The 20,119-nt window shown below is 63.7% G+C and carries 18 protein-coding genes; 6 read left to right on the top strand and 12 right to left on the bottom strand.

The window, feature by feature from the left end; all coding sequences use genetic code 11:
* Positions 1-166: 166 nt before the first annotated feature.
* From ACPZMI_RS17220 to ACPZMI_RS17250, 7 genes are all read right to left on the bottom strand, one after another.
* Entirely contained in the window at positions 167-1,072 is a 906-nt protein-coding gene (locus tag ACPZMI_RS17220; protein WP_186670093.1) for a response regulator, read from the bottom strand.
* Between the two features lie 162 nt (positions 1,073-1,234).
* The gene (gene phoU / locus ACPZMI_RS17225) at positions 1,235-2,005 is read right to left on the bottom strand and encodes a phosphate signaling complex protein PhoU (protein ID WP_186670095.1); all 771 of its coding nucleotides are present in this window, start codon (positions 2,003-2,005) and stop codon (positions 1,235-1,237) included.
* Between the two features lie 61 nt (positions 2,006-2,066).
* Positions 2,067-2,900 (bottom strand): phosphate ABC transporter ATP-binding protein PstB, encoded by an 834-nt coding sequence (pstB, locus tag ACPZMI_RS17230; RefSeq protein WP_054892955.1) that lies wholly within the window; start codon positions 2,898-2,900, stop codon positions 2,067-2,069.
* Between the two features lie 72 nt (positions 2,901-2,972).
* Entirely contained in the window at positions 2,973-4,643 is a 1,671-nt protein-coding gene (gene pstA / locus ACPZMI_RS17235; protein ID WP_426352714.1) for a phosphate ABC transporter permease PstA, read from the bottom strand.
* A gap of 17 nt (positions 4,644-4,660) precedes the next feature.
* Complete coding sequence (locus tag ACPZMI_RS17240) at positions 4,661-6,949, bottom strand: ABC transporter permease subunit (RefSeq protein ID WP_186670100.1); 2,289 nt, start codon at positions 6,947-6,949, stop codon at positions 4,661-4,663.
* Positions 6,950-7,093: 144 nt separating this feature from the next.
* On the bottom strand, positions 7,094-8,074 hold the full coding sequence (locus ACPZMI_RS17245) for a phosphate ABC transporter substrate-binding protein PstS (protein ID WP_054892958.1): 981 nt from the start codon (positions 8,072-8,074) through the stop codon (positions 7,094-7,096).
* A 152-nt stretch (positions 8,075-8,226) separates the two neighbouring features.
* Entirely contained in the window at positions 8,227-9,516 is a 1,290-nt protein-coding gene (locus ACPZMI_RS17250) for an MFS transporter (RefSeq protein ID WP_186670102.1), read from the bottom strand.
* 365 nt (positions 9,517-9,881) lie between these two features.
* Between ACPZMI_RS17250 and ACPZMI_RS17255 the strand changes: the two genes are divergently transcribed.
* Positions 9,882-10,280 carry an acyl-CoA thioesterase gene (locus ACPZMI_RS17255; RefSeq protein ID WP_003253317.1) on the top strand — a complete coding sequence of 133 codons (399 nt, stop codon included), beginning with the start codon at positions 9,882-9,884 and terminating at the stop codon, positions 10,278-10,280.
* Between the two features lie 72 nt (positions 10,281-10,352).
* Positions 10,353-11,249 carry a D-hexose-6-phosphate mutarotase gene (locus ACPZMI_RS17260; RefSeq protein WP_426352715.1) on the top strand — a complete coding sequence of 299 codons (897 nt, stop codon included), beginning with the start codon at positions 10,353-10,355 and terminating at the stop codon, positions 11,247-11,249.
* A gap of 156 nt (positions 11,250-11,405) precedes the next feature.
* Here ACPZMI_RS17260 and ACPZMI_RS17265 read toward each other — a convergent pair whose 3' ends face one another.
* The 5 genes from ACPZMI_RS17265 to ACPZMI_RS17285 all read right to left on the bottom strand — a co-directional run bounded on the left by ACPZMI_RS17265 (position 11,406) and on the right by ACPZMI_RS17285 (position 15,027).
* Positions 11,406-11,939, bottom strand: coding sequence for a DUF3299 domain-containing protein (locus ACPZMI_RS17265; protein ID WP_186710101.1), 534 nt, complete (start codon positions 11,937-11,939; stop codon positions 11,406-11,408).
* Between the two features lie 48 nt (positions 11,940-11,987).
* Complete coding sequence (locus tag ACPZMI_RS17270) at positions 11,988-12,233, bottom strand: GlsB/YeaQ/YmgE family stress response membrane protein (protein WP_054892962.1); 246 nt, start codon at positions 12,231-12,233, stop codon at positions 11,988-11,990.
* A gap of 95 nt (positions 12,234-12,328) precedes the next feature.
* On the bottom strand, positions 12,329-13,411 hold the full coding sequence (locus ACPZMI_RS17275; RefSeq protein WP_186710102.1) for a 5-(carboxyamino)imidazole ribonucleotide synthase: 1,083 nt from the start codon (positions 13,409-13,411) through the stop codon (positions 12,329-12,331).
* A 10-nt stretch (positions 13,412-13,421) separates the two neighbouring features.
* Positions 13,422-13,913, bottom strand: a complete 492-nt coding sequence (gene purE, locus ACPZMI_RS17280; RefSeq protein ID WP_186670110.1) for a 5-(carboxyamino)imidazole ribonucleotide mutase — start codon at positions 13,911-13,913, stop codon at positions 13,422-13,424.
* A 172-nt stretch (positions 13,914-14,085) separates the two neighbouring features.
* Entirely contained in the window at positions 14,086-15,027 is a 942-nt protein-coding gene (locus ACPZMI_RS17285) for a LysR substrate-binding domain-containing protein (RefSeq protein WP_186670112.1), read from the bottom strand.
* A 181-nt stretch (positions 15,028-15,208) separates the two neighbouring features.
* Here ACPZMI_RS17285 and aspA point away from each other — a divergent pair, with 181 nt between their 5' ends.
* The 4 genes from aspA to ACPZMI_RS17305 all read left to right on the top strand — a co-directional run bounded on the left by aspA (position 15,209) and on the right by ACPZMI_RS17305 (position 20,106).
* Positions 15,209-16,633, top strand: coding sequence for an aspartate ammonia-lyase (aspA, locus tag ACPZMI_RS17290; RefSeq protein ID WP_054892966.1), 1,425 nt, complete (start codon positions 15,209-15,211; stop codon positions 16,631-16,633).
* 166 nt (positions 16,634-16,799) lie between these two features.
* Positions 16,800-17,792 carry an AraC family transcriptional regulator gene (locus ACPZMI_RS17295; protein WP_186710103.1) on the top strand — a complete coding sequence of 331 codons (993 nt, stop codon included), beginning with the start codon at positions 16,800-16,802 and terminating at the stop codon, positions 17,790-17,792.
* A gap of 167 nt (positions 17,793-17,959) precedes the next feature.
* On the top strand, positions 17,960-19,000 hold the full coding sequence (locus tag ACPZMI_RS17300) for a histone deacetylase family protein (RefSeq protein WP_426352716.1): 1,041 nt from the start codon (positions 17,960-17,962) through the stop codon (positions 18,998-19,000).
* Between the two features lie 2 nt (positions 19,001-19,002).
* On the top strand, positions 19,003-20,106 hold the full coding sequence (locus ACPZMI_RS17305; RefSeq protein ID WP_186670116.1) for a polyamine ABC transporter substrate-binding protein: 1,104 nt from the start codon (positions 19,003-19,005) through the stop codon (positions 20,104-20,106).
* The last annotated feature ends 13 nt before the right edge of the window (positions 20,107-20,119 follow it).

Genomic DNA, 20,119 nt, shown 5'->3' on the forward strand with positions numbered 1-20,119 from the left:
CCCCCCCCCCCCCCCCCCCCCCCCCCCCCCCCCCCTCCCCCCCCCCCCCCCCCCCCACCCCCTCCCCCCCCCCCCCCCCCCGGGACAAGCCCGCTCCCACAGGGATTGGGCTGGCCTTTAAATTTTGAACAAGACAGTTGCTCCTGCAGGGAGGTGGAACAGCGGATCAACCGCCCGGAGTGAAGTGCTTCTGCGCAGTCCCGCGGGCGATCAATCGCGACAGGTAATCGAGCTTCTGAGCATCCTGATCGACGAACTTGAACGTCAGTTGCAACCAGTCGCTCTCAGGCTTGGGTTCGAGCGCAGCGATGGCGTGCAGGTAACCGTTCAAGCGCGCCACCTCGGCGCTCTCGCCCTGCTCCAGGTCGAGCACCGCGCCTTCGAGCACCTGCGGCAGCGCAGCACTGCGGCGCACCACCAACAGCGCTTCCTTGAGGCTCAGGGCCTTGATCACGCAGGGCTGGATGCCGCTCGACAGGCGCAACTGCCCCTGGCCACGCCCACTCTGGGCGGCTGCAGCGGCGCTTTGTGGCGTCGGTGCATTGATCAACGGCTTGGCAGCCGCAGTCGGTGCAGGCGTTGGCGCGACCTTCACAGCCTCGGGCTTGCCGCCCGTCAGGGCGCTCAGCGAGTCGTTGGCAAAGGCCGAATTGACTCGCGCCGGCGCGCCCGCCACCAGAGCCTCGAGCTTGCCGATCTTGGTCAGGGATTTCTTCACCTTGGTCAGCAGCTGTTCATTGGTGAACGGCTTGCCGACGAAGTCGGAGACACCGGCCTGGATGGCCTGGATCACGTTCTCCTTGTCACCCCGGCTGGTCACCATGATGAACTGCAGGGCTTTCATTTCTTCCTGCTGACGGCACCAGGTCAGCAGCTCGAGGCCAGACATCTCCGGCATCTCCCAGTCGCACAGGACCAGGTCGAAACGTTCCTTGCTCAGCATGGCCATGGCCTTGCGGCCATTGACCGCGTCTTCGATGACCATGCCCGGGAAGGCATTGCGCAGGCACTTCCTCACCAGGTCGCGGATGAACGGCGCATCGTCCACGACCAGCACATTGACTTTACTCATCGATACTCCTCTTGAATCCCGACTAGCATACCGCCGACTGATGGCAATTTGCCAAACCACTGGTCACGCCGGGACGTTTCAAGACTGTTCGCGGGTGCCTGCTGTATCTGCCACAAACGAAAACGCCCGGACGAGGCCGGGCGTTGATGCTCGGGAGCAATATTACTTATCGTCCGATTCGTCCGGAACATTAGCCTTTTCGGCAGCGCCGGAGGTGTCGCCCTGGACCTCGGCCTTCATGCGCTTGAGGCCCATGTGGCGAACATCGGTGCCACGCACCAGGTAGATCACCAGCTCCGAGATATTGCGGGCGTGGTCGCCGATACGCTCCAGCGAGCGCAGGGCCCAGATGACGCTCAACACCCGCGAGATCGAACGAGGGTCTTCCATCATGTAGGTGACCAGCTCGCGCAGCGCGGTCTTGTACTCGCGGTCGATGGTCTTGTCGTACTGGGCCACCGACAGTGCCAGCTCGGCGTCGAAACGGGCGAAGGCGTCCAGTGCATCACGGACCATGTTGCGCACCTGGTCGCCGATGTGGCGCACCTCGACGTAGCCACGGGGCGACTCGCCTTCCTCGCACAGCTGAATGGCGCGGCGAGCGATCTTGGTCGATTCGTCGCCGATGCGCTCCAGGTCGATCACTGACTTGGAGATGCTGATGATCAGACGCAGGTCGGACGCCGCCGGCTGGCGACGGGCGAGGATGCGTACGCACTCCTCGTCGATGTTGCGCTCCATCTGGTTGATCTGTTCATCGACCTCACGCACTTGCTGGGCCAGGCCCGAATCGGCTTCGATCAGCGCGGTCACGGCATCGTTGACCTGCTTCTCGACCAGGCCCCCCATCGCCAGCAGGTGGCTGCGCACTTCCTCGAGTTCGGCGTTGAACTGCTGGGAGATGTGATGGGTAAGGCTTTCTTTGTTGATCATCGTTCTTTAGTCCCTGAATCCTGTAGGAGCGGGCTTGTCGGGGCGCCGAATCGCCGCGCTGCTAGCCGTAACGCCCGGTAATGTAGTCTTCGGTCTGCTTCTTCGCCGGATTGGTGAAGAGCGTGTCGGTATCACCGAACTCGATCAGCTTGCCCATGTACATGAACGCGGTGTAGTCGGAGACGCGCGCCGCCTGCTGCATGTTGTGGGTCACGATGACGATGGTGTACTTGGACTTCAGCTCGTAGATCAGCTCTTCGACCTTCAGCGTGGAGATCGGGTCCAGTGCCGAGCACGGCTCATCGAGCAACAGCACCTCAGGCTCCACGGCGATGGTACGGGCGATCACCAGACGCTGCTGCTGACCACCGGACAGCCCCAGCGCCGAGTCGTGCAGGCGGTCCTTGACCTCATCCCACAACGCCGCGCCCTTGAGCGCCCACTCGACCGCTTCGTCGAGCACGCGCTTCTTGTTGATCCCCTGGATACGCAGGCCATAGACCACGTTCTCGTAGATGGTCTTGGGGAACGGGTTGGGCTTCTGGAACACCATGCCCACCCGGCGGCGCAACTCGGCCACATCCTCGCCCTTGCGGTAGATGTTGTTGCCGTACAGGTTGATGGCACCTTCCACGCGGCAGCCATCGACCAGGTCGTTCATGCGGTTGAAGGTGCGCAGCAGCGTGGACTTGCCGCAGCCGGACGGGCCAATGAAGGCGGTCACGCGCTGTTTGGGGATGTTCATCTGCACATCGAACAGCGCCTGCTTGTCGCCGTAGAACAGCGACAGGCCCGGGACTTCGATAGCCACGGTCTCTTCGGCCAGGCGCAGGCTCTGCTTGTCGCGGCCCAGGGCCGACATGTCGATGCCGTGGGAGTGGGATTCTTGCTGCATGGTCAACTCCATACGCTATCAATTCGTTTCACAGGGCCGCTCGCTCTGCGGGCGGCCCGCTTGCAATCAGATTCAGCTGTCGAGCGCCTTGTACTTCTCGCGCAGGTGGTTACGGATCCACACCGCCGAGAGGTTGAGGGTCGCGATCACCAGCACCAGCAGCAGCGCCGTGGCGTAGACCAGCGGCCGTGCGGCCTCGACGTTGGGGCTCTGGAAGCCGACGTCGTAGATGTGGAAGCCCAGGTGCATGATCTTCTGGTCGAGGTGCAGGTAAGGGTAGTTGCCGTCCACCGGCAGCGACGGCGCCAGTTTCACTACACCCACCAGCATCAGCGGCGCCACCTCGCCTGCGGCGCGCGCCACGGCGAGGATCATGCCGGTCATCATCGCCGGGCTGGCCATCGGCAGAACGATCTTCCACAGTGTCTCGGCCTTGGTCGCACCCAGGGCCAGCGACCCCTCGCGCACCGTACGCGGGATCCGCGCCAGGCCTTCTTCGGTGGCGACGATCACCACCGGGACCGCCAGCAGTGCCAGGGTCAGCGAGGCCCACAACAGGCCTGGCGTGCCCAGCGTAGGCGCCGGCAGCGATTCGGGGAAGAACAGCCGGTCGATCGAGCCACCCAGCACATAGACGAAGAAGCCCAGGCCGAACACGCCATAGACGATCGCCGGCACCCCGGCCAGGTTGTTCACCGCGATGCGGATCAGCCGGGTGACCGGGCCTTGCCTGGCGTACTCGCGCAGGTAGACCGCTGCCAGCACGCCGAACGGGGTGACGATCACGGCCATGATCAGGGTCATCATCACCGTGCCGAAGATGGCCGGGAAGATACCGCCTTCGGTGTTGGCTTCACGCGGGTCGTCGCTGAGGAACTCCCAGACCTTGCTGAAGTAGGCACCCATCTTGGTCATCGCCGACATGCCGTTAGGCTGGATGGCATGCACCACCTTGCTCAGGTTGATCTCCACCTGGCGGCCGTTGGCGTCGCGGGCCACCAGGCTGTCGCGGGCGAAAGCCTGGTGCAGGCCGGTCAGGCGCTCCTCGATGGTCTTGTAGCGGCTGTTCAGCTCAGCGCGCTCAGATTCGATATCGGCCTGCGCCGCCGCATCCAGCTTGCCCTGCAGCTCCAGCTTGCGGCTGTGCAGGCGCAGGCGCTCCAGGCCGTGGTTGATCGAGCCGATGTCTTTCTTCTCGAGCGACACCAGTTGGTCATTCAGGTCGCTGGCGCGCTTGAGACGGTTTTGCAGTTCGTTCCAGGCGCTCGGGCCTTCGGCGACCACACGGCCCTCTTCCTTGACGCTGACCAGGTAACCATAGAAGTTGCCCCACTCGCGGCGCTCCAGGGCGATCAGGTCGGCGGGCTTGCTCTGGTCCACCAGCCAGTCACCGACCAGCCAGGTGAAGTCACTGCCGTTGAGGTCGCGGTTACCGACCTTGACCAGCTCGCGGGTCATGAACTCCGGGCCCTGGTCAGGCACCGGCAGGCCGGCGCTCTTGAGGCGCTCGCGCGGGACTTCTTCCTTCTGCACCACTTCGCCGACGATCACATGATCGGCCTGGCCGGGCACCTTGTAGGTGGCCTGGATCAGGTCGGCCGGCCAGAAGTGGCCCAGGCCGCGCACAGCGATCACGGCGAGCAGGCCGACGGTCATGATCACCGCCATGGCGACCGCGCCACCGCTGATCCACACGCCCGGCGCACCGCTCTTGAACCAGCCTTTGAGGGAATCCTTTTTCACGGATCTCTACCTTTCTATCAAAGCGACGAGTATTTCTTGCGCAGACGCTGGCGAATCAGCTCGGCCAAGGTGTTCATGATGAAGGTGAACATCAGCAGCACGAGGGCGGCGAGGAACAGCACACGATAGTGGCTGCCGCCGACTTCCGATTCGGGCATTTCCACGGCCACGTTGGCGGCCAGGGTGCGCATGCCCTCGAACAGGTTCATCTCCATCACCGGGGTGTTGCCGGTGGCCATGAGCACGATCATGGTCTCGCCCACCGCCCGGCCCATGCCGATCATCAGCGCCGAGAAGATGCCCGGGCTTGCGGTGAGGATGACCACGCGGGTCAGGGTCTGCCAGGGCGTCGCACCCAGCGCCAGCGAGCCCAGCGTGAGGCTGCGCGGCACGCTGAACACGGCGTCTTCGGCGATCGAGTAGATGTTCGGGATGACCGCGAAGCCCATGGCGATACCCACCACCAGGGCGTTGCGCTGGTCGTAGGTGATTTTCAGGTCGTGGCTGATCCACAGGCGCATGTCGCCGCCGAAGAACCAGCTCTCCAGGAACGGGCTCATGTACAGCGCGAACCAGCCGATCGCCAGGATCACCGGGATCAGAATCGCGGCCTCCCAGCCATCCGGGATGCGCTGGCGGATCGACTCCGGGAGGCGGCTCCAGGAGAAGCCCGCCACCAGGATGCCGATCGGCAGGATCAGCAGCAGGCTGAACACGCCCGGGAGGTGGCCTTCAAGATACGGCGCGAGGAACAGGCCGGCGAAGAAGCCGAGGATCACCGTCGGCATCGCTTCCATCAGCTCGATCACCGGCTTGACCTTGCGGCGCATGCCCGGCGCCATGAAGTAGGCGGTGTAGATGGCCGCGGCAATGGCCAGCGGTGCTGCCAGGATCATCGCGTAGAACGCGGCCTTGAGCGTACCGAAGGTCAGCGGCGACAGGCTCAGCTTGGGCTCGAAGTCGGTGTTGGAAGCGGTGGACTGCCAGACGTACTTCGGCTCGTCGTAGTTCTCGTACCAGACCTTGCCCCACAGCGCGCTGAAGGACACTTCAGGGTGCGGGTTGCGCAGGCTCAGCGGCAGCAGCTTGCCGCCTTCTTCGATCATGATGCGGTTGGCACGCGGCGACAGGGCCAGCACGCCGGCGCTATCGGCGACCGGCTCGACCAGCAGGGTGCGGTGCGCGGTGCTGTGGAACACACCAAGCTTGCCTTCGGCGTCCAGGGCGATGAAGCCCTTGCGACGCTCCTCGGCATCGATCTGGGCGATCGGCGCCTTGCCTAGCTGGAAGCTGCGGATCAGTTTGAAGCGCGATTCGCCATCCGGGTCGCGGGCCATGAACCACTGGCTCAGGCCGCCCTTGGAGTCACCGAAGATCAGCGAGATGCCACCGACCAGCTGGCCACTGGCGGTGATTTCGGCGTTGCCGTCCTCGAGGAGCTTGTAGCGACCGTTGAGGCTCTTCTCGCGCAGGCTGAAGACATCGGCGGTGGCACGGCCGTTGACCACGTAGAGCCATTGCTGGCGTGGGTCGATGAAGATGTTCTTCACCGTTTCGGTCATCTGCGGCAGCGCGATGCGATTCTGCTCGGTGGTGGTCTCGCCGGTCATCATGTTTTCAGTGCGCGACAGCTCGATCACCTGCAGTTGCGCACCGGTGGAACCCGCCAGCAGCAGGGTGTCGCCATTGAGGTTGACGCTCACGTGCTCCAGCGCACGGCCCTGTTCGTCGAGGACGAACGGATCCTGGCCATAGGGGTAATCGATACCCGCATTGATGGTCTTCTTGTTGTCCGGGTAGGTGATCTTGTAGGTGTGGTGGAACACCAGCGCCTGGCCATTGGACAGCCCCAGCACCACCAGCGGGCTACCCGGCTGGTCGGTACCGATCGAACTGACCGTGGTGCCCGCGGGCAACGGCAGCTCGACCCGCTTGAGTTCGGCACCGGTCTTGGTGTCGAAGAACAGCGCCTGGCCCTTGTCGGAAACGCGCATGCCCACGAGGTTCTGCTCCTCGAGGGCGATCATCAGCGGCTTGCCGGCATCCTGCTGCAGCCAGGTCGGCTCCAGGGCCTTCTTGCTGGTCAGCTCGGCGCCCTGGAACAGCGGCAGCACCACATAAGCCAGGTAGAAGAAGATCAGGGTGATGGCTGCCAGCACGGCAAGCCCGCCCACCAGGACATACCAGCGGGTCAGGCGATCCTTCAACGCGCGCAGGCGGCGCTTGCGTTGCAGCTCGGGCGTATTGAAATCAATGCGCACGGGAGGGGTATTCGGGGTCATCTTGGAATTGGCCAGATCATTCATGCGCACACCCTAGCGGTCCCGTATGACAGAAACATGACAGTGTAGTGACGCAAAAAAGCCCGCCGCTCAGGGTGCCTGGCTTCGGACTGGAGAAAGTCGTGGAAGGGGCGGCAGCGGATGCCGTCCCCTTCCGGGTATCGCGTATTACTTGTGGGACAGGCCCAGGTCACCCAGGGTCTTCTCGACCACTTTGGCCGGCAGCGGGATGTAGCCATCCTTCACCACGACCTGCTGGCCTGCCTGCGACAGGACCAGCTTCACGAACTCGGCTTCCAGCGGGGCCAGAGGCTTGTTCGGTGCCTTGTTGACGTAGACGTACAGGAAGCGCGACAGCGGGTAGGTGCCGTTCAGGGCGTTGGCTTCGTTGTCTTCGATGAACTCGCCGCCTTCCTTCTTGGCCAGGGCTACGGTCTTGACGCTGGCGGTCTTGTAACCGATACCCGAGTAGCCGATACCGTTCAGCGAGGAGCTGATCGACTGCACCACCGAGGCCGAGCCAGGCTGTTCGTTGACGTTAGGCTTGAAGTCGCCTTTGCACAGGGCTTCTTCCTTGAAGTAGCCGTAAGTGCCCGATACCGAGTTACGGCCGAACAGCTGGATTGGCTTGTTGGCCAGGTCGCCGGTCACGCCGACGTCACCCCAGGTCTTGATCTCGGCCTTGCCACCGCACAGGCGGGTGGAGGAGAAGATGGCGTCGACCTGAGCCATGGTCAGGCCCTTGATCGGGTTGTCCTTGTGCACGAACACGGCCAGGGCGTCGACAGCCACCGGGATGGCGGTCGGCTTGTAGCCGTACTTCTGCTCGAAGGCCTGCAGCTCGACGTCCTTCATCTTGCGGCTCATCGGGCCCAGGTTGGCGGTGCCTTCGGTCAGCGCGGGTGGTGCGGTGGACGAGCCGGCAGCCTGGATCTGGATGTTTACGTTCGGATATTCCTTCTTGTAGGCCTCGGCCCACAGAGTCATCAGGTTCGCGAGGGTGTCGGAACCGACGCTGGAGAGGTTGCCCGATACGCCAGTGGTCTTGGTGTAAGTCGGGATAGCAGGGTCGACAGCGGCGACCGCGTTGGCGGCAGCGACGCCAGCGGCGGCAAAGGTCAGGGCCGCCATCAAACGCTTCAGTTTCATGCCTTGCTCCTAGCAGGAATATGGGGGTGTTGGATGGAACGGGGCCCAGTATCGGCAGGCCGCATGAACACGATATGACCTAATTGTGACAAATGGATGAAAGGCCATCATCGTTGCCGAGGATGGCCTTCCGGGCGCCGCAAGAAACCGACTCAGCGCTTGTTGATCAGCAGGTACACCCCGACCAGCAGCCCTACAGCGCACAGGCCAGCCACATAGTAGGCCGGTGCCATGGGGCTGAACTTGAGCAGGGCGGTCACCACCATCGGGGTCAAGCCGCCGAAAATCGCGTAGGCGACGTTGTAGGAGAACGACAGCCCGCTGAAGCGCACCACCGCCGGGAAGGCCTTGACCATCACATAGGGCACCGCGCCGACCAGGCCGACGAACAGGCCGGTGATGGCATACAGCGGGAACAGCAGGTCAGGGCGAGTCGGCAGGCTGTGGTAGAACGCCCAGGACGAGGCCAGCAGCGCCAGGCTGCCGATCACGAACACACGCCCGGCACCGAAGCGGTCGGCCAGGCTGCCGGCGCCGATGCAACCCAGGCTCAGCAGGACGATGGCCAGGCTGTTGGCCTTCAGCGAATCGGTCGGGCTGACATGGTAGAGGCTCTGCAGCAGCGCCGGGGTCATCAGGATCACCACCACGATGCCCGCCGACAGCAACCAGGTCAGCAGCATCGACAGGATGATCGCGCCACGGTGGTCGCGCAGCACCGCGCGCAGCGGCAGTTCTTCGGCCAGCGCCTTGCGCTGCTGCATCTCGGCGAACACCGGGGTCTCGTGCAGCCAACGACGCAGGTAGACCGCGAACAGGCCGAACACGCCACCGAGCAGGAAGGGGATCCGCCAGGCGTAGTCGGCCACTTCTTCCGGGCTGTAGACGGTATTGATCAGGGTCGCCACCAGCGACCCCAGCAGGATGCCTGCGGTCAGGCCGGCAGTCAGGGTGCCGCAGGCGTAGCCGGTATTGCGCTCCGGTACGTGTTCGGAGACGAACACCCAGGCACCCGGCACCTCGCCGCCAATGGCGGCGCCTTGCACCACGCGCATCAGCAGCAGCAGGATCGGCGCCCACAGGCCGATCTGTGCGTAGGTCGGCAGCAGGCCCATGATCAGGGTTGGCAAGGCCATCATGAAGATGCTCAGGGTAAACATCTTCTTGCGCCCGAGCAGGTCACCAAAGTGCGCCATGACGATGCCGCCCAGCGGCCGCGCCAGGTAACCCGCGGCGAAGATGCCGAAGGTCTGCATCAGGCGCAGCCATTCGGGCATGTCGGCGGGGAAGAACAGCTTGCCCACCACCGTGGCGAAGAACACGAAGATGATGAAGTCGTAGAACTCCAGGGCTCCGCCCAGGGCGGACAGTGAGAGGGTCTTGTAGTCACTGCGGGTCAGCGGCCGCGAGGGCTGCTCGATACTGCTCGGCACGGAGGTCATGGACGTTCTCTTATAAGGCAGGCCGCTTGTGCTGCGGCTTCTGGCGCGGGAATGGGAAGATAACAAATTGCCCCGCGTCGCTCATAGAGGTACAAAAACCCTACAGATATTCATCAATGTGCGGTCGTCGCTGGCCGATACCGTCTATATACTGCGCTCTTTGTAGGAGTTCGTAGGAAAAGGTTGCTTACGATATGGGATGTTGTGCGAAAACGCCGGTCATTAAGGGCAGGCGGTTTCGCAGAGTTTCCCTTTGGCCGCCAACCGGAGCGAAATCAGCGTAGTATGTTTCTGGCTGAATCGTTTTTCAGGGCGTCCGTCACCGCGCCAACCAACGAAGCGTCACGGGTCAGAGGCCCCACGGCATGATTGAGCTCGAACAAGAAGATCCTATCCCACAGGGCGACCTGGCCCTTCAGATCACCGCGTTGCCGCGTGAAACCAACGGCTTCGGCGATATTTTCGGCGGCTGGCTGGTCGCCCAGATGGACCTGGCCGGCACGGCCATGGCCAGCCGCGTGGCTGGCGGCCGTGTGGCCACCGTAGCGATCGATCGCATGGCATTCCTGGTGCCGGTGGCCGTGGGCGCGCAACTGTCGTTCTACACGCAGACCCTGGAGATCGGCCGCAGCTCGATCCAGATGATGGTCGAGGTCTGGAGCGACGACCCGCTGTCCAGTGAATGGCGCAAGGTGACCGAGGCGGTGTTCGTCTTCGTGGCCATCGACGGCAGTGGCCGCACCCGCTCCGTACCTCGTCGCTGAACCCGGCGCGCGGTAAACTCGTTGCAGGCTTCGAGGTCCAACGGCCTCACCTGCAATCAACGAGACGAGCGCATGGCAACCTTCAAGGTCGACACCGAGCAACACGGCGAACTCAATTGCTGGCGCATCACCAGCCAGCACGCCGAACTCCTCATCGCCCAGCAGGGCGCGCAGATTCTCAGCTACCAGCCCATCGGTGACGAACCCCTGCTGTGGCTCAGTGACCAGGCGATCTTCCGCCAGGGCAAGTCAGTACGCGCCGGTGTGCCGGTATGCTGGCCGTGGTTCAGCAACTTCCAGCGTAATCCCGATTCGGTCAAGACCATGTACCACGGCAGCGAGGCGCCAGCCCACGGCCTGGTGCGCGGGCGTGACTGGCAGTTGCTGGGCGTCGAGGAAGTCGGTGAAAACCTGCGAATCGAATTCGACCTGCCCGAGGCCCAGGGCCAACTGCCGGACTGGCCGCACAAGGTCGAGCTGCGCCTGCTGATCGAGCTGGGCGCACAACTGCACGTCTCGCTTTCCAGCCGCAACCTGGGCGACGCCAACGTCACGCTCAGCCAGGCACTGCACAGCTATTTCGCCGTCAGCGATGTGCGCCAGGTACAGGTGGAAGGCGTCGAGGACCTTCCCTACATCGAGACCCTGGAAGGCTGGGAACAGCGCACCCAGCAGGGCAAGCTGGGCTTTGCCGGCGAAACCGACCGCATCTACCTGAACGCACCCGAGCGCCTGGCGATCGTCGATCCGCAATGGAAGCGGCGCATCACCTTGCACGCCACCGGCTCACGCAGTGCAGTGATCTGGAACCCCTGGACCGACCGCGCCCGCGAGCTGCCCGACATGGCCGATGATGGCTGGCAGCGGATGCTGTGCGTGGAGACGGCGAATGTGTGGGATGACGTGGTGGAGCTCAAGCCTGGCGCCAGCCATGTGCTTCAGCTGGTGATCGGTCGCGAAGCGCTCTGACTCAACAGGACACCGCCACACCGCGCTGCCTGGCACGGGCTATGCCCGTGTTCGAGGGCAAGCCCGCTCCCACAGAGGGATTGGGCTGGCCTTTAGATTTTGAGCAAGACAGTTGCTCCCAAAGAGAACTATGCCCCTGCAAGAACCGGTTCAGGCTCAAAGATCGGCGTCCTCGACCACCCTCACCTTCCCCGCGTCCAGCGCGTACGCCGCATCGGCCAGGTCATTGCTGACCTTCTCGATCTTCAGCGTGCCGGTCACCCACAGTGGCGTGTAGATATCGGCGATCTTCAACCCTTTCGGATAGCGCACCAGCACCAGCTGGTTCGGCGGTGGCGGCGGCACGTGGATGCAGGCGCCCGGATAAGGCACGAGGAAGAACAACGTACTGTTGCCCTTGGCATCGCTCTCCAGCGGCACCGGATAGCCACCCAGGCGGATCTGCTTGCCGTTCATGGCCGCCACGGTCTTGGTCGAATACATCACCGCCGGCAAGCCCTTGCTCTGCTTCAGCCCGCCCTTGGCGGTGAAGGTGCCCATGGCTTCAGGGGAGTTGTGATCGATCTCGGGCATCTGCTCGAGAGCCTTCTGGTCCGACTTGGGCATCAACTCCAGCCAGTCGGTCTCGGGCAGCTCGGCATGGGCCAGGGTGCTGGCCAGCAACAGGGGAAGAAGGAATAACGCACGCATGGCAATGCTCGGCAACTCAGGTGAATTGCCGCGCATTCTAGCCTGTGTTCAGCGCTTCTTGATGAATCCGTAGATCACCAGCAGCACGATGGCGCCGACCAGGGCACCGAAGAAGCCCGCCGCCTGCCCGGCCTGGTAGATGCCAAGGGCCTGCCCGCCATAGGTCGCCACCAGGGAGCCGGCGATACCGAGCAGAATGGTCATGATCCAGCCCATGCTGTCGTCCCCGGGTTTCAGGAAGCGCGCCAGCAAGCCGACGATCAGGCCGATGAAGATGGTTCCGATGATGCCCATGGCAATCCCTCTGCAGTGAAGATGGAACACGCCAAAGCCTAGACAGCGCTTTGGCGTGTTCCATCTCAGAGGGCCTGCACCAGGCAGAAGTTCGATCAGTCGGCGATCAACGCCTCTACCTCGGCGATCTTGGCCTTGAGCGTGGCCATGTCCTTGCAACGCAGGGTGGCGTGACCGACCTTGCGGCCGACCTTGAACGCCTTGCCGTAGTGGTGCAGATGGCAGTCGTCGATGGCCACGACCTTGGCGACCGCAGGCACTTCGCCGATGAAGTTGAGCATCGCGCTCTCACCCACCTTGGCGGTCGAGCCCAGCGGCAGGCCGGCGACGGCCCGCAGGTGGTTCTCGAACTGGCTGCACTCGGCGCCTTCGATGGTCCAGTGCCCGGAGTTGTGCACGCGCGGGGCGATTTCGTTGGCCTTCAGGCCACCGTCGACTTCGAAGAACTCGAACGCCATTACGCCGACGTAGTCGAGCTTTTGCAGCACACGGCCGACGTAATCTTCAGCCAGCGCCTGCAGCGGATGCGCGACGCTTGCCACCGACAGTTTCAGGATGCCGCTGTCATGGGTGTTGTGCACCAGCGGATAGAAGCGCGTCTCGCCATCGCGGGCCCGCACGGCAACCAGCGAGACTTCGCCGGTGAACGGCACGAAGCCTTCGAGCAGGCAAGGAACGCTGCCCAGCTCGGCGAAGGTGCCGACCACGTCTTCTGGCTTGCGCAGGACCTTCTGGCCCTTGCCGTCATAACCCAGGGTGCGGGTCTTGAGCACGGCCGGCAGGCCGATGCTGGCCACTGCCGCGTCGAGGTCGTCCTGCGAAAGGATGTCGGCGAAGGCCGGGGTCGGAATCCCCAGGTCGCGGAACATGCTCTTCTCGAACAGGCGATCGCGCGCGATGCGCAGGGCTTCGGCGCTTGGGTAGACCGGCACGAACTGCGACAGGAAGGCCACGGTTTCCGCCGGGACGCTCTCGAACTCGAAAGTCACCAGGTCGACTTCCTCGGCCAGCTGGCGCAGGTGGTCCTGGTCGCCGTAGTCGGCACGCAGGTGCTCGCCCAGGGGGGCGGCGCAGGCGTCCGGTGCCGGGTCGAGGAAGGCGAAGTTCATGCCCAGCGGAGTGCCCGCCAAGGCCAGCATGCGACCCAGTTGGCCGCCACCGATTACACCGATCTTCATGTCGTCAGCCTCAAGCCTGGCGGGGGTCCGGGTTGTCCAGGACGGTTTCGGTCTGCTCCGTGCGGAACTGCTTGAGCGCCGCATGGTACTGGGGATGCTTGGCACCCAGGATGCTTGCCGACAGCAGCGCGGCGTTGATCGCGCCAGCCTTGCCGATGGCCAGGGTGGCAACCGGGATGCCGGCCGGCATCTGTACGATCGACAACAGCGAATCGACGCCCGACAGCATCGACGACTGCACAGGCACGCCCAGCACCGGCAGGTGCGTCTTGGCGGCGCACATGCCCGGCAGGTGCGCAGCGCCACCGGCGCCGGCGATGATCACCTCGATGCCGCGGCCTTCGGCCTCTTCGGCGTACTGGAACAGCAGGTCCGGGGTCCGGTGGGCGGACACCACCTTCACCTCGTAGGGAATGCCGAGTTTTTCCAGCATATCGGCGGTGTGGCTAAGGGTGGACCAATCGGACTTGGAGCCCATGATCACGCCAACCAGTGCACTCATCGTCGAGCCTCTTCGCTTGTGCGCCCTTGGGCGCCGTCAAAAAACAACAAGCCACGCGGGACGACCGGCGTGGCTTGTTTGCTGATCATGACCGGATCGATCCGGTCGAGGGGCCGCGCAGTATACCGTAACGCGAGGCATTGCTGGCACCCCTGGCGACCAACTGTCGGCCTTATTTTTCGGGGCTTTGACTGACTTTTGAGTCAACTGCGCCTGCCAGCGCGCCACCTTCGAGCTTGCGCCACAGCAGGCGCACGTTCGCCTTGCGCACCAGGGCGCAGCGGTAGAGGCGAATCTCCAGCGGCACATGCCACTGGCTGGGGCCGCAGATCGCCAGCTCGCCACGTTCCAGCTCGCCACGCATCGACAGGCGCGGCACCCAGGCGATACCCATGCCTTCGAGCGCCATGCTCTTGAGACTGTCGGCCATCGCCGTTTCGTACACCGTGGTGTAGCGCAGGTTGCGCTGACGCAGCAGCAGGCTGACGGATCGCCCGAGGAATGCCCCGGCGCTGTAGGCCAGAAGCGGCACGCTGCCCTCGCCTTCGAGGTCGAACAACGGCTTGCCATCGGCACCGACGGCGCAGACTGGCAACATTTCGGTGGTGCCCATGTGCAGCGACGGGAAGATCTCGGCATCCATCTGCAAGGCAGCGTCGGGGTCGTAGAAGGCCAGCATCAGGTCGCAGCCACCTTCCCTCAAGGCATGCACCGCATCGCCCACGTTGGTGGCCACCAGGCGGGTGGCGATGTTCAGGCCGTCGTTGCGCAACTGGGCCACCCAACGGGGGAAAAAGCCTGACGCCAGCGAGTGCGCCGCCGCCACCTGGACCACCTCACCCTGTCCGCCTTCCAGGTGATGCAAATGGCGGAGAACTTCGCTCAACTGGTCGACAACGGTACGCGCTGTGACAAGAAAAAGCTGACCAGCCTCGGTCAGCTCGATGGGCGTGCGGGAACGGTTCACCAGGGTCAGGCCCAATGCCGCTTCCAGGCTGCGGATGCGTCGGCTGAAAGCCGGCTGCGTCACGAAACGGCGCTCCGCCGCCTGGGAAAAACTGCGTGTGGAGGCCAGGGCACTGAAGTCTTCCAGCCACTTGCTTTCAAGATTCATCGAGAAGCTCCGCAGGCATGCACCAAAATGGAACACGCTCGATTGTCAATCGGCGTCACATCAAACCGTATGCCGTTTGTGCATAGGTTAGCGCCTAACAGCATTGGCCGACAAATCTGCCGAAGCCTAGGATTGGCGGCATTCCGGCAGGTGCCGGGTTTAAATTGAGATGATATCCGTCATGTCCTCCGCTGCATCGTTCCGCGTCGAAAAAGACCTGCTTGGTACCCTTGAAGTCCCTGCCGATGCCTACTACGGCATCCAGACTCTGCGCGCTGCCAACAACTTCCACCTCTCAGGCGTTCCGCTGTCGCACTACCCGAAACTGGTAGTCGGCCTGGCGATGGTCAAGCAGGCCGCTGCTGACGCCAACCGTGAGCTGGGGCACCTGAGCGATGCCAAGCACGCCGCCATCAGCGAGGCTTGTGCCCGCCTGATCCGTGGCGACTTCCACGAGCAGTTCGTGGTGGACATGATCCAGGGCGGTGCTGGTACTTCCACCAACATGAACGCCAACGAGGTCATCGCCAACATCGCACTGGAGGCCATGGGTCACCAGAAGGGTGAGTACCAGTACCTGCACCCGAACAACGATGTGAACATGGCGCAGTCGACCAACGACGCCTACCCGACCGCCATCCGCCTGGGCCTGCTGCTGGGCCACGACGCCCTGCTGGCCAGCCTCGACAGCCTGATCCAGGCGTTCGCCGCCAAAGGTGAAGAGTTCAGCCACGTACTGAAGATGGGTCGTACCCAGCTGCAGGACGCCGTGCCGATGACCCTGGGCCAGGAATTCCGCGCCTTCGCCACCACCATGACCGAAGACCTCAACCGTCTGCGTTCGCTGGCACCGGAACTGCTCACCGAAATCAACCTGGGCGGCACCGCCATCGGAACCGGCATCAACGCCGACCCGGGCTACCAGGCCCTGGCGGTACAACGCCTGGCAGCCATCAGCGGCCAGCCACTGGTTCCGGCGGCCGACCTGATCGAAGCCACCTCCGACATGGGCGCCTTCGTGCTGTTCTCCGGCATGCTCAAGCGTACCGCGGTCAAGCTGTCGAAGATCTGCAACGACCTGCGCCTGCTGTCCAGCGGCCCACGCACCGGCATCAACGAGATCAACCTGCCGGCGCGCCAGCCAGGCAGCTCGATCATGCCAGGCAAGGTCAACCCGGTGATCCCGGAAGCGGTCAACCAAGTCGCCTTCGCCATCATGGGCAACGACCTGGCCCTGACTGTCGCCGCCGAAGGTGGCCAGCTGCAGCTGAACGTGATGGAGCCGCTGATCGCCTACAAGATCTTCGATTCGATCCGCCTGCTGCAACGCGCCATGGACATGCTGCGCGAGCACTGCATCGTCGGCATCACCGCCAACGAACAGCGCTGCCGTGAACTGGTCGAGCACTCGATCGGCCTGGTCACCGCCCTGAACCCGTACATCGGCTACGAAAACGCCACCCGTATCGCCCGCGTCGCCCTGGAAACCGGCCGCGGTGTTCTGGAACTGGTGCGCGAAGAGAAGCTGCTGGACGAAGCGATGCTCAACGACATCCTGCGTCCGGAAAACATGATCGCTCCACGTCTGGTTCCGCTGAAGGCGTAACCCGACCGCTGCAACCTGTCTCACCAGGTCGAGGGACTAGACACCTCTCAACCTTTCAAGGGCTCGAGCGCACGCTTCGGGCCCTTTTTTTATACGCAGCACTCGCAGACACTTCCCGGCACACTACTTGCTCGATAATGCCCCTCACCCCAACGGGATGCCGAGCATGCTGCACAGCCACCTCACCACCCTCAACGCGGTTTCGTTGATTCTCAACGTGTTCCAGGAAGAGGGCTGCACTGCCTCGCAACTGCTCGCCGGCAGCGGCATAGGCCCGGCCGACCTGGGCCATCCCGATGCGCGCATCACCACCCAGCAAGAACTGCAGGTGTGTGCCAATGCGGTCGCCCGACGCGAGGAGATCGGCCTGGAGCTGGGGCGGCGGATGCATGTGTCGTGCTACGGCATGCTCGGTTACGCCTTGCTCTCGAGTGCCACTTTGGGTGACGCCCTGCGCCTGGCACTGCGTTATCCGGCACTGCTGGGAACAATCTTCCAGTTGCGCCTGGTCGACGACGGCCAGCGTGTCTGGCTGAGCGCCAGCGATTATCGCGAGGAGCCGGCACTGGCAGCGTTCAATGCCGAATTCTGCCTGGTCTCGCTGAAAGTCATCTGCGATGACCTGCTCGGCCGGCCGCTACCCTTGCTGGCGGCACGCTTCGAACATGCACGTCCCGCCTATCATCTGCTCTACGCCGGTGCATTCCCCTGCCCGACGGGCTTCGAATCGCGAGACAACGCCTTTGCCTTCGAACGGCGCTGGCTCGACATGCCACTGCCCCTGGCCGATCCCATCACCCACAAAGCCATGGCCGAACGCTGCAGGCGCCTGAACCTGGAGTTCACTGGCCGCCAAGCCTGGCTGGGGCGCATTCGCCAGTTGCTGATGCAGCAGCTCGATGCGGCGCCTGGGCTCGAGGGGCTGGCGCGGCAGATGAACTGCTCGTCGCGCACCTTGCGGCGACACTTGCAGGCGCTGGGCAGCAGTTATCAACAGCTGCTCGATGAGCTGCGCTTCGAACGGGCCAAGCAGTTGCTCGCCGAAGACCAGATGCCGATCTACCGGATCGCAGAAACCCTGGGGTTCAGCGAGACGGCAAGCTTCCGGCATGCGTTCCAACGCTGGAGTGGCGTAGCGCCCAGCCATTTTCGCGGGTAGTCGGCAGCGGCCCTGCCGGGGCGCAAGAGGCCGAAAATATCCCCGCACGACCCGATCCGGCCATCGCCAGTGGCCATATCGATCCCCTTTTGGCCGTTTGCAACGTTCTCCCCACCTGGCCCGCCCACCACAATGGGCCCACGCCAGTCACCTTCGGAGAACAACAAATGCTGACGATCTATTCCGATGACCATCGCCTGCACCACGGCCGCTGCGAGCTGATCGACGGCAAGCTGATGCCGTGTTTCGAGATGCCCTCGCGCGCCGACCATGTGCTCGCCCGCGTTCAGCAGCAAAAACTTGGCCCGGTCCAGGGCCCGAACGACTTCGGCCGCGCGCCACTGCTGCGCATCCACAGCGCCGCCTACCTGGACTTCTTCGAAGGCGCCTGGGCGCGCTGGGCGGCCATGAACCAGGAGGGCGACCTGCTGCCGTTCACCTGGCCAGCACGCACCCTGCGCCAGATCAAACCCACCGGCCTGCACGGCGAACTGGGCTACTACAGCTTCGACGGTGGAGCGCCGATCACCGCTGGCACCTGGCAAGCCGCCTACAGCGCCGCGCAAGTCGCCCTGACCGGGCAGGCCGCGATCCAGAACGGCGCCCATGCCGCCTTTGCCCTGTGCCGTCCGCCAGGGCACCACGCCGCCGCCGAAGTGATGGGCGGCTACTGCTACCTGAACAACGCCGCCATCGCTGCCCAGGCCTTCCTCGACCAGGGCCGGCGCAAGGTCGCGATCCTCGATGTCGACTACCACCACGGCAACGGCACCCAGGACATCTTCTACGACCGTAACGACGTGTTCTTCGCCTCGATCCACGGCGATCCGACCGACGAGTTCCCGTTCTTCCTCGGCTATGCCGACGAAACCGGCGAGGGCGCGGGCGAGGGCTGCAACGTCAACTATCCTCTGCCGGCAGGTAGCGACTGGGCCACCTGGAGTGCCGCCCTCGAAGACGCCTGCCAGCGCATCGCCGCCTTCGACGCCGACGTGCTGGTGATCTCGCTCGGCGTGGACACCTTCAAGGACGACCCGATCTCCCAGTTCAAGCTCCACAGCCCGGACTACCTGGAGATGGGCAAGCGCATCGCCCAGCTCGGCAAGCCGACCCTGTTCGTGATGGAAGGCGGTTATGCCGTCGAGGAAATCGGCATCAACGCAGTCAATGTGCTGGAAGGGTTCCAGCGCGCCCAGCCAGGAGCCTGATCATGCGTCCACTCAAGCGTCTGCTCGCCCCGCTCGTTGCTGCCGGCCTGCTGGCCGGCGGCGTTCAGGCCCATGCCGAACAACGCACCCTGCGGGTGTACAACTGGTTCGACTACATCACCCCGCAGACCCTGGTCGATTTCCAGAAGGATGCCCAGGTCAAGCTGATTTACGACATCTTCGACACCAACGAAGCACTGGAAGCCAAGCTGCTGACCGGCAACTCCGGCTATGACGTGGTCGTGCCCTCCAACGTGTTCCTCGCCAAGCAGATCGAGGCCGGGGTCTTCCAGCCCCTGGACCGCAGCAAGCTGCCGAACTGGCAGCACCTGGACCCAACGCTGATGAAGCTGATCGAGGCCAACGATCCGGGCAACAAGTTCGCGGTGCCCTACATGTACGGCACCATCCTGATCGGCTTCAACCCGGCCAAGGTGAAGGCCGCGCTGGGTGACGACGCGCCGGTGGACAGCTGGGACCTGATCTTCAAGGAAGAGAACATCGCCAAGCTCAAGCAGTGCGGCGTGGCGCTGCTCGACTCGCCGTCGGAAATCCTGCCGCTGGCCCTGCAGTACCTGGGCCTGTCGCCCAACAGCGACAAGCCTGAGGACTACAAGAAGGCCGAGGCGCTGCTGATGAAGATCCGCCCGCACGTCACCTACTTCCATTCCTCGAAATACATGGCCGATATCGCCAACGGCGACATCTGCGTGGCAGTGGGCTACTCGGGCAGCTTCTCGCAGGCCGCCAACCGTGCGCGCGAAGCCAAGAATGGCGTGGTGGTGGACATGCGCCTGCCCAAGGAAGGCGCGCCGATCTGGTTCGACATGCTGGCCATTCCGAAAAATGCAGCGAACCCGGACGACGCCCACACCTTCATCAACTACCTGCTGCGCCCCGAGGTGATCGCGCCGATCAGCGACTTCGTCGGCTACCCTAACCCGAACAAGGACGCGACCGAGAAGGTCAGCCCGCAGATTCGCAACAACCCGAACCTGTATCCGACGGCTGAAGCGATGACCACGCTGTATACCCTCAAGCCGCTGAGCAAAGAGGCCGAGCGGGCACGGACCCGGGCCTGGACGCGGATCAAGTCCGGCACCTGAGTCGCCTGCTTCG

This window comes from Pseudomonas wayambapalatensis, assembly GCF_049942315.1.
Lineage (GTDB): Bacteria > Pseudomonadota > Gammaproteobacteria > Pseudomonadales > Pseudomonadaceae > Aquipseudomonas > Aquipseudomonas wayambapalatensis.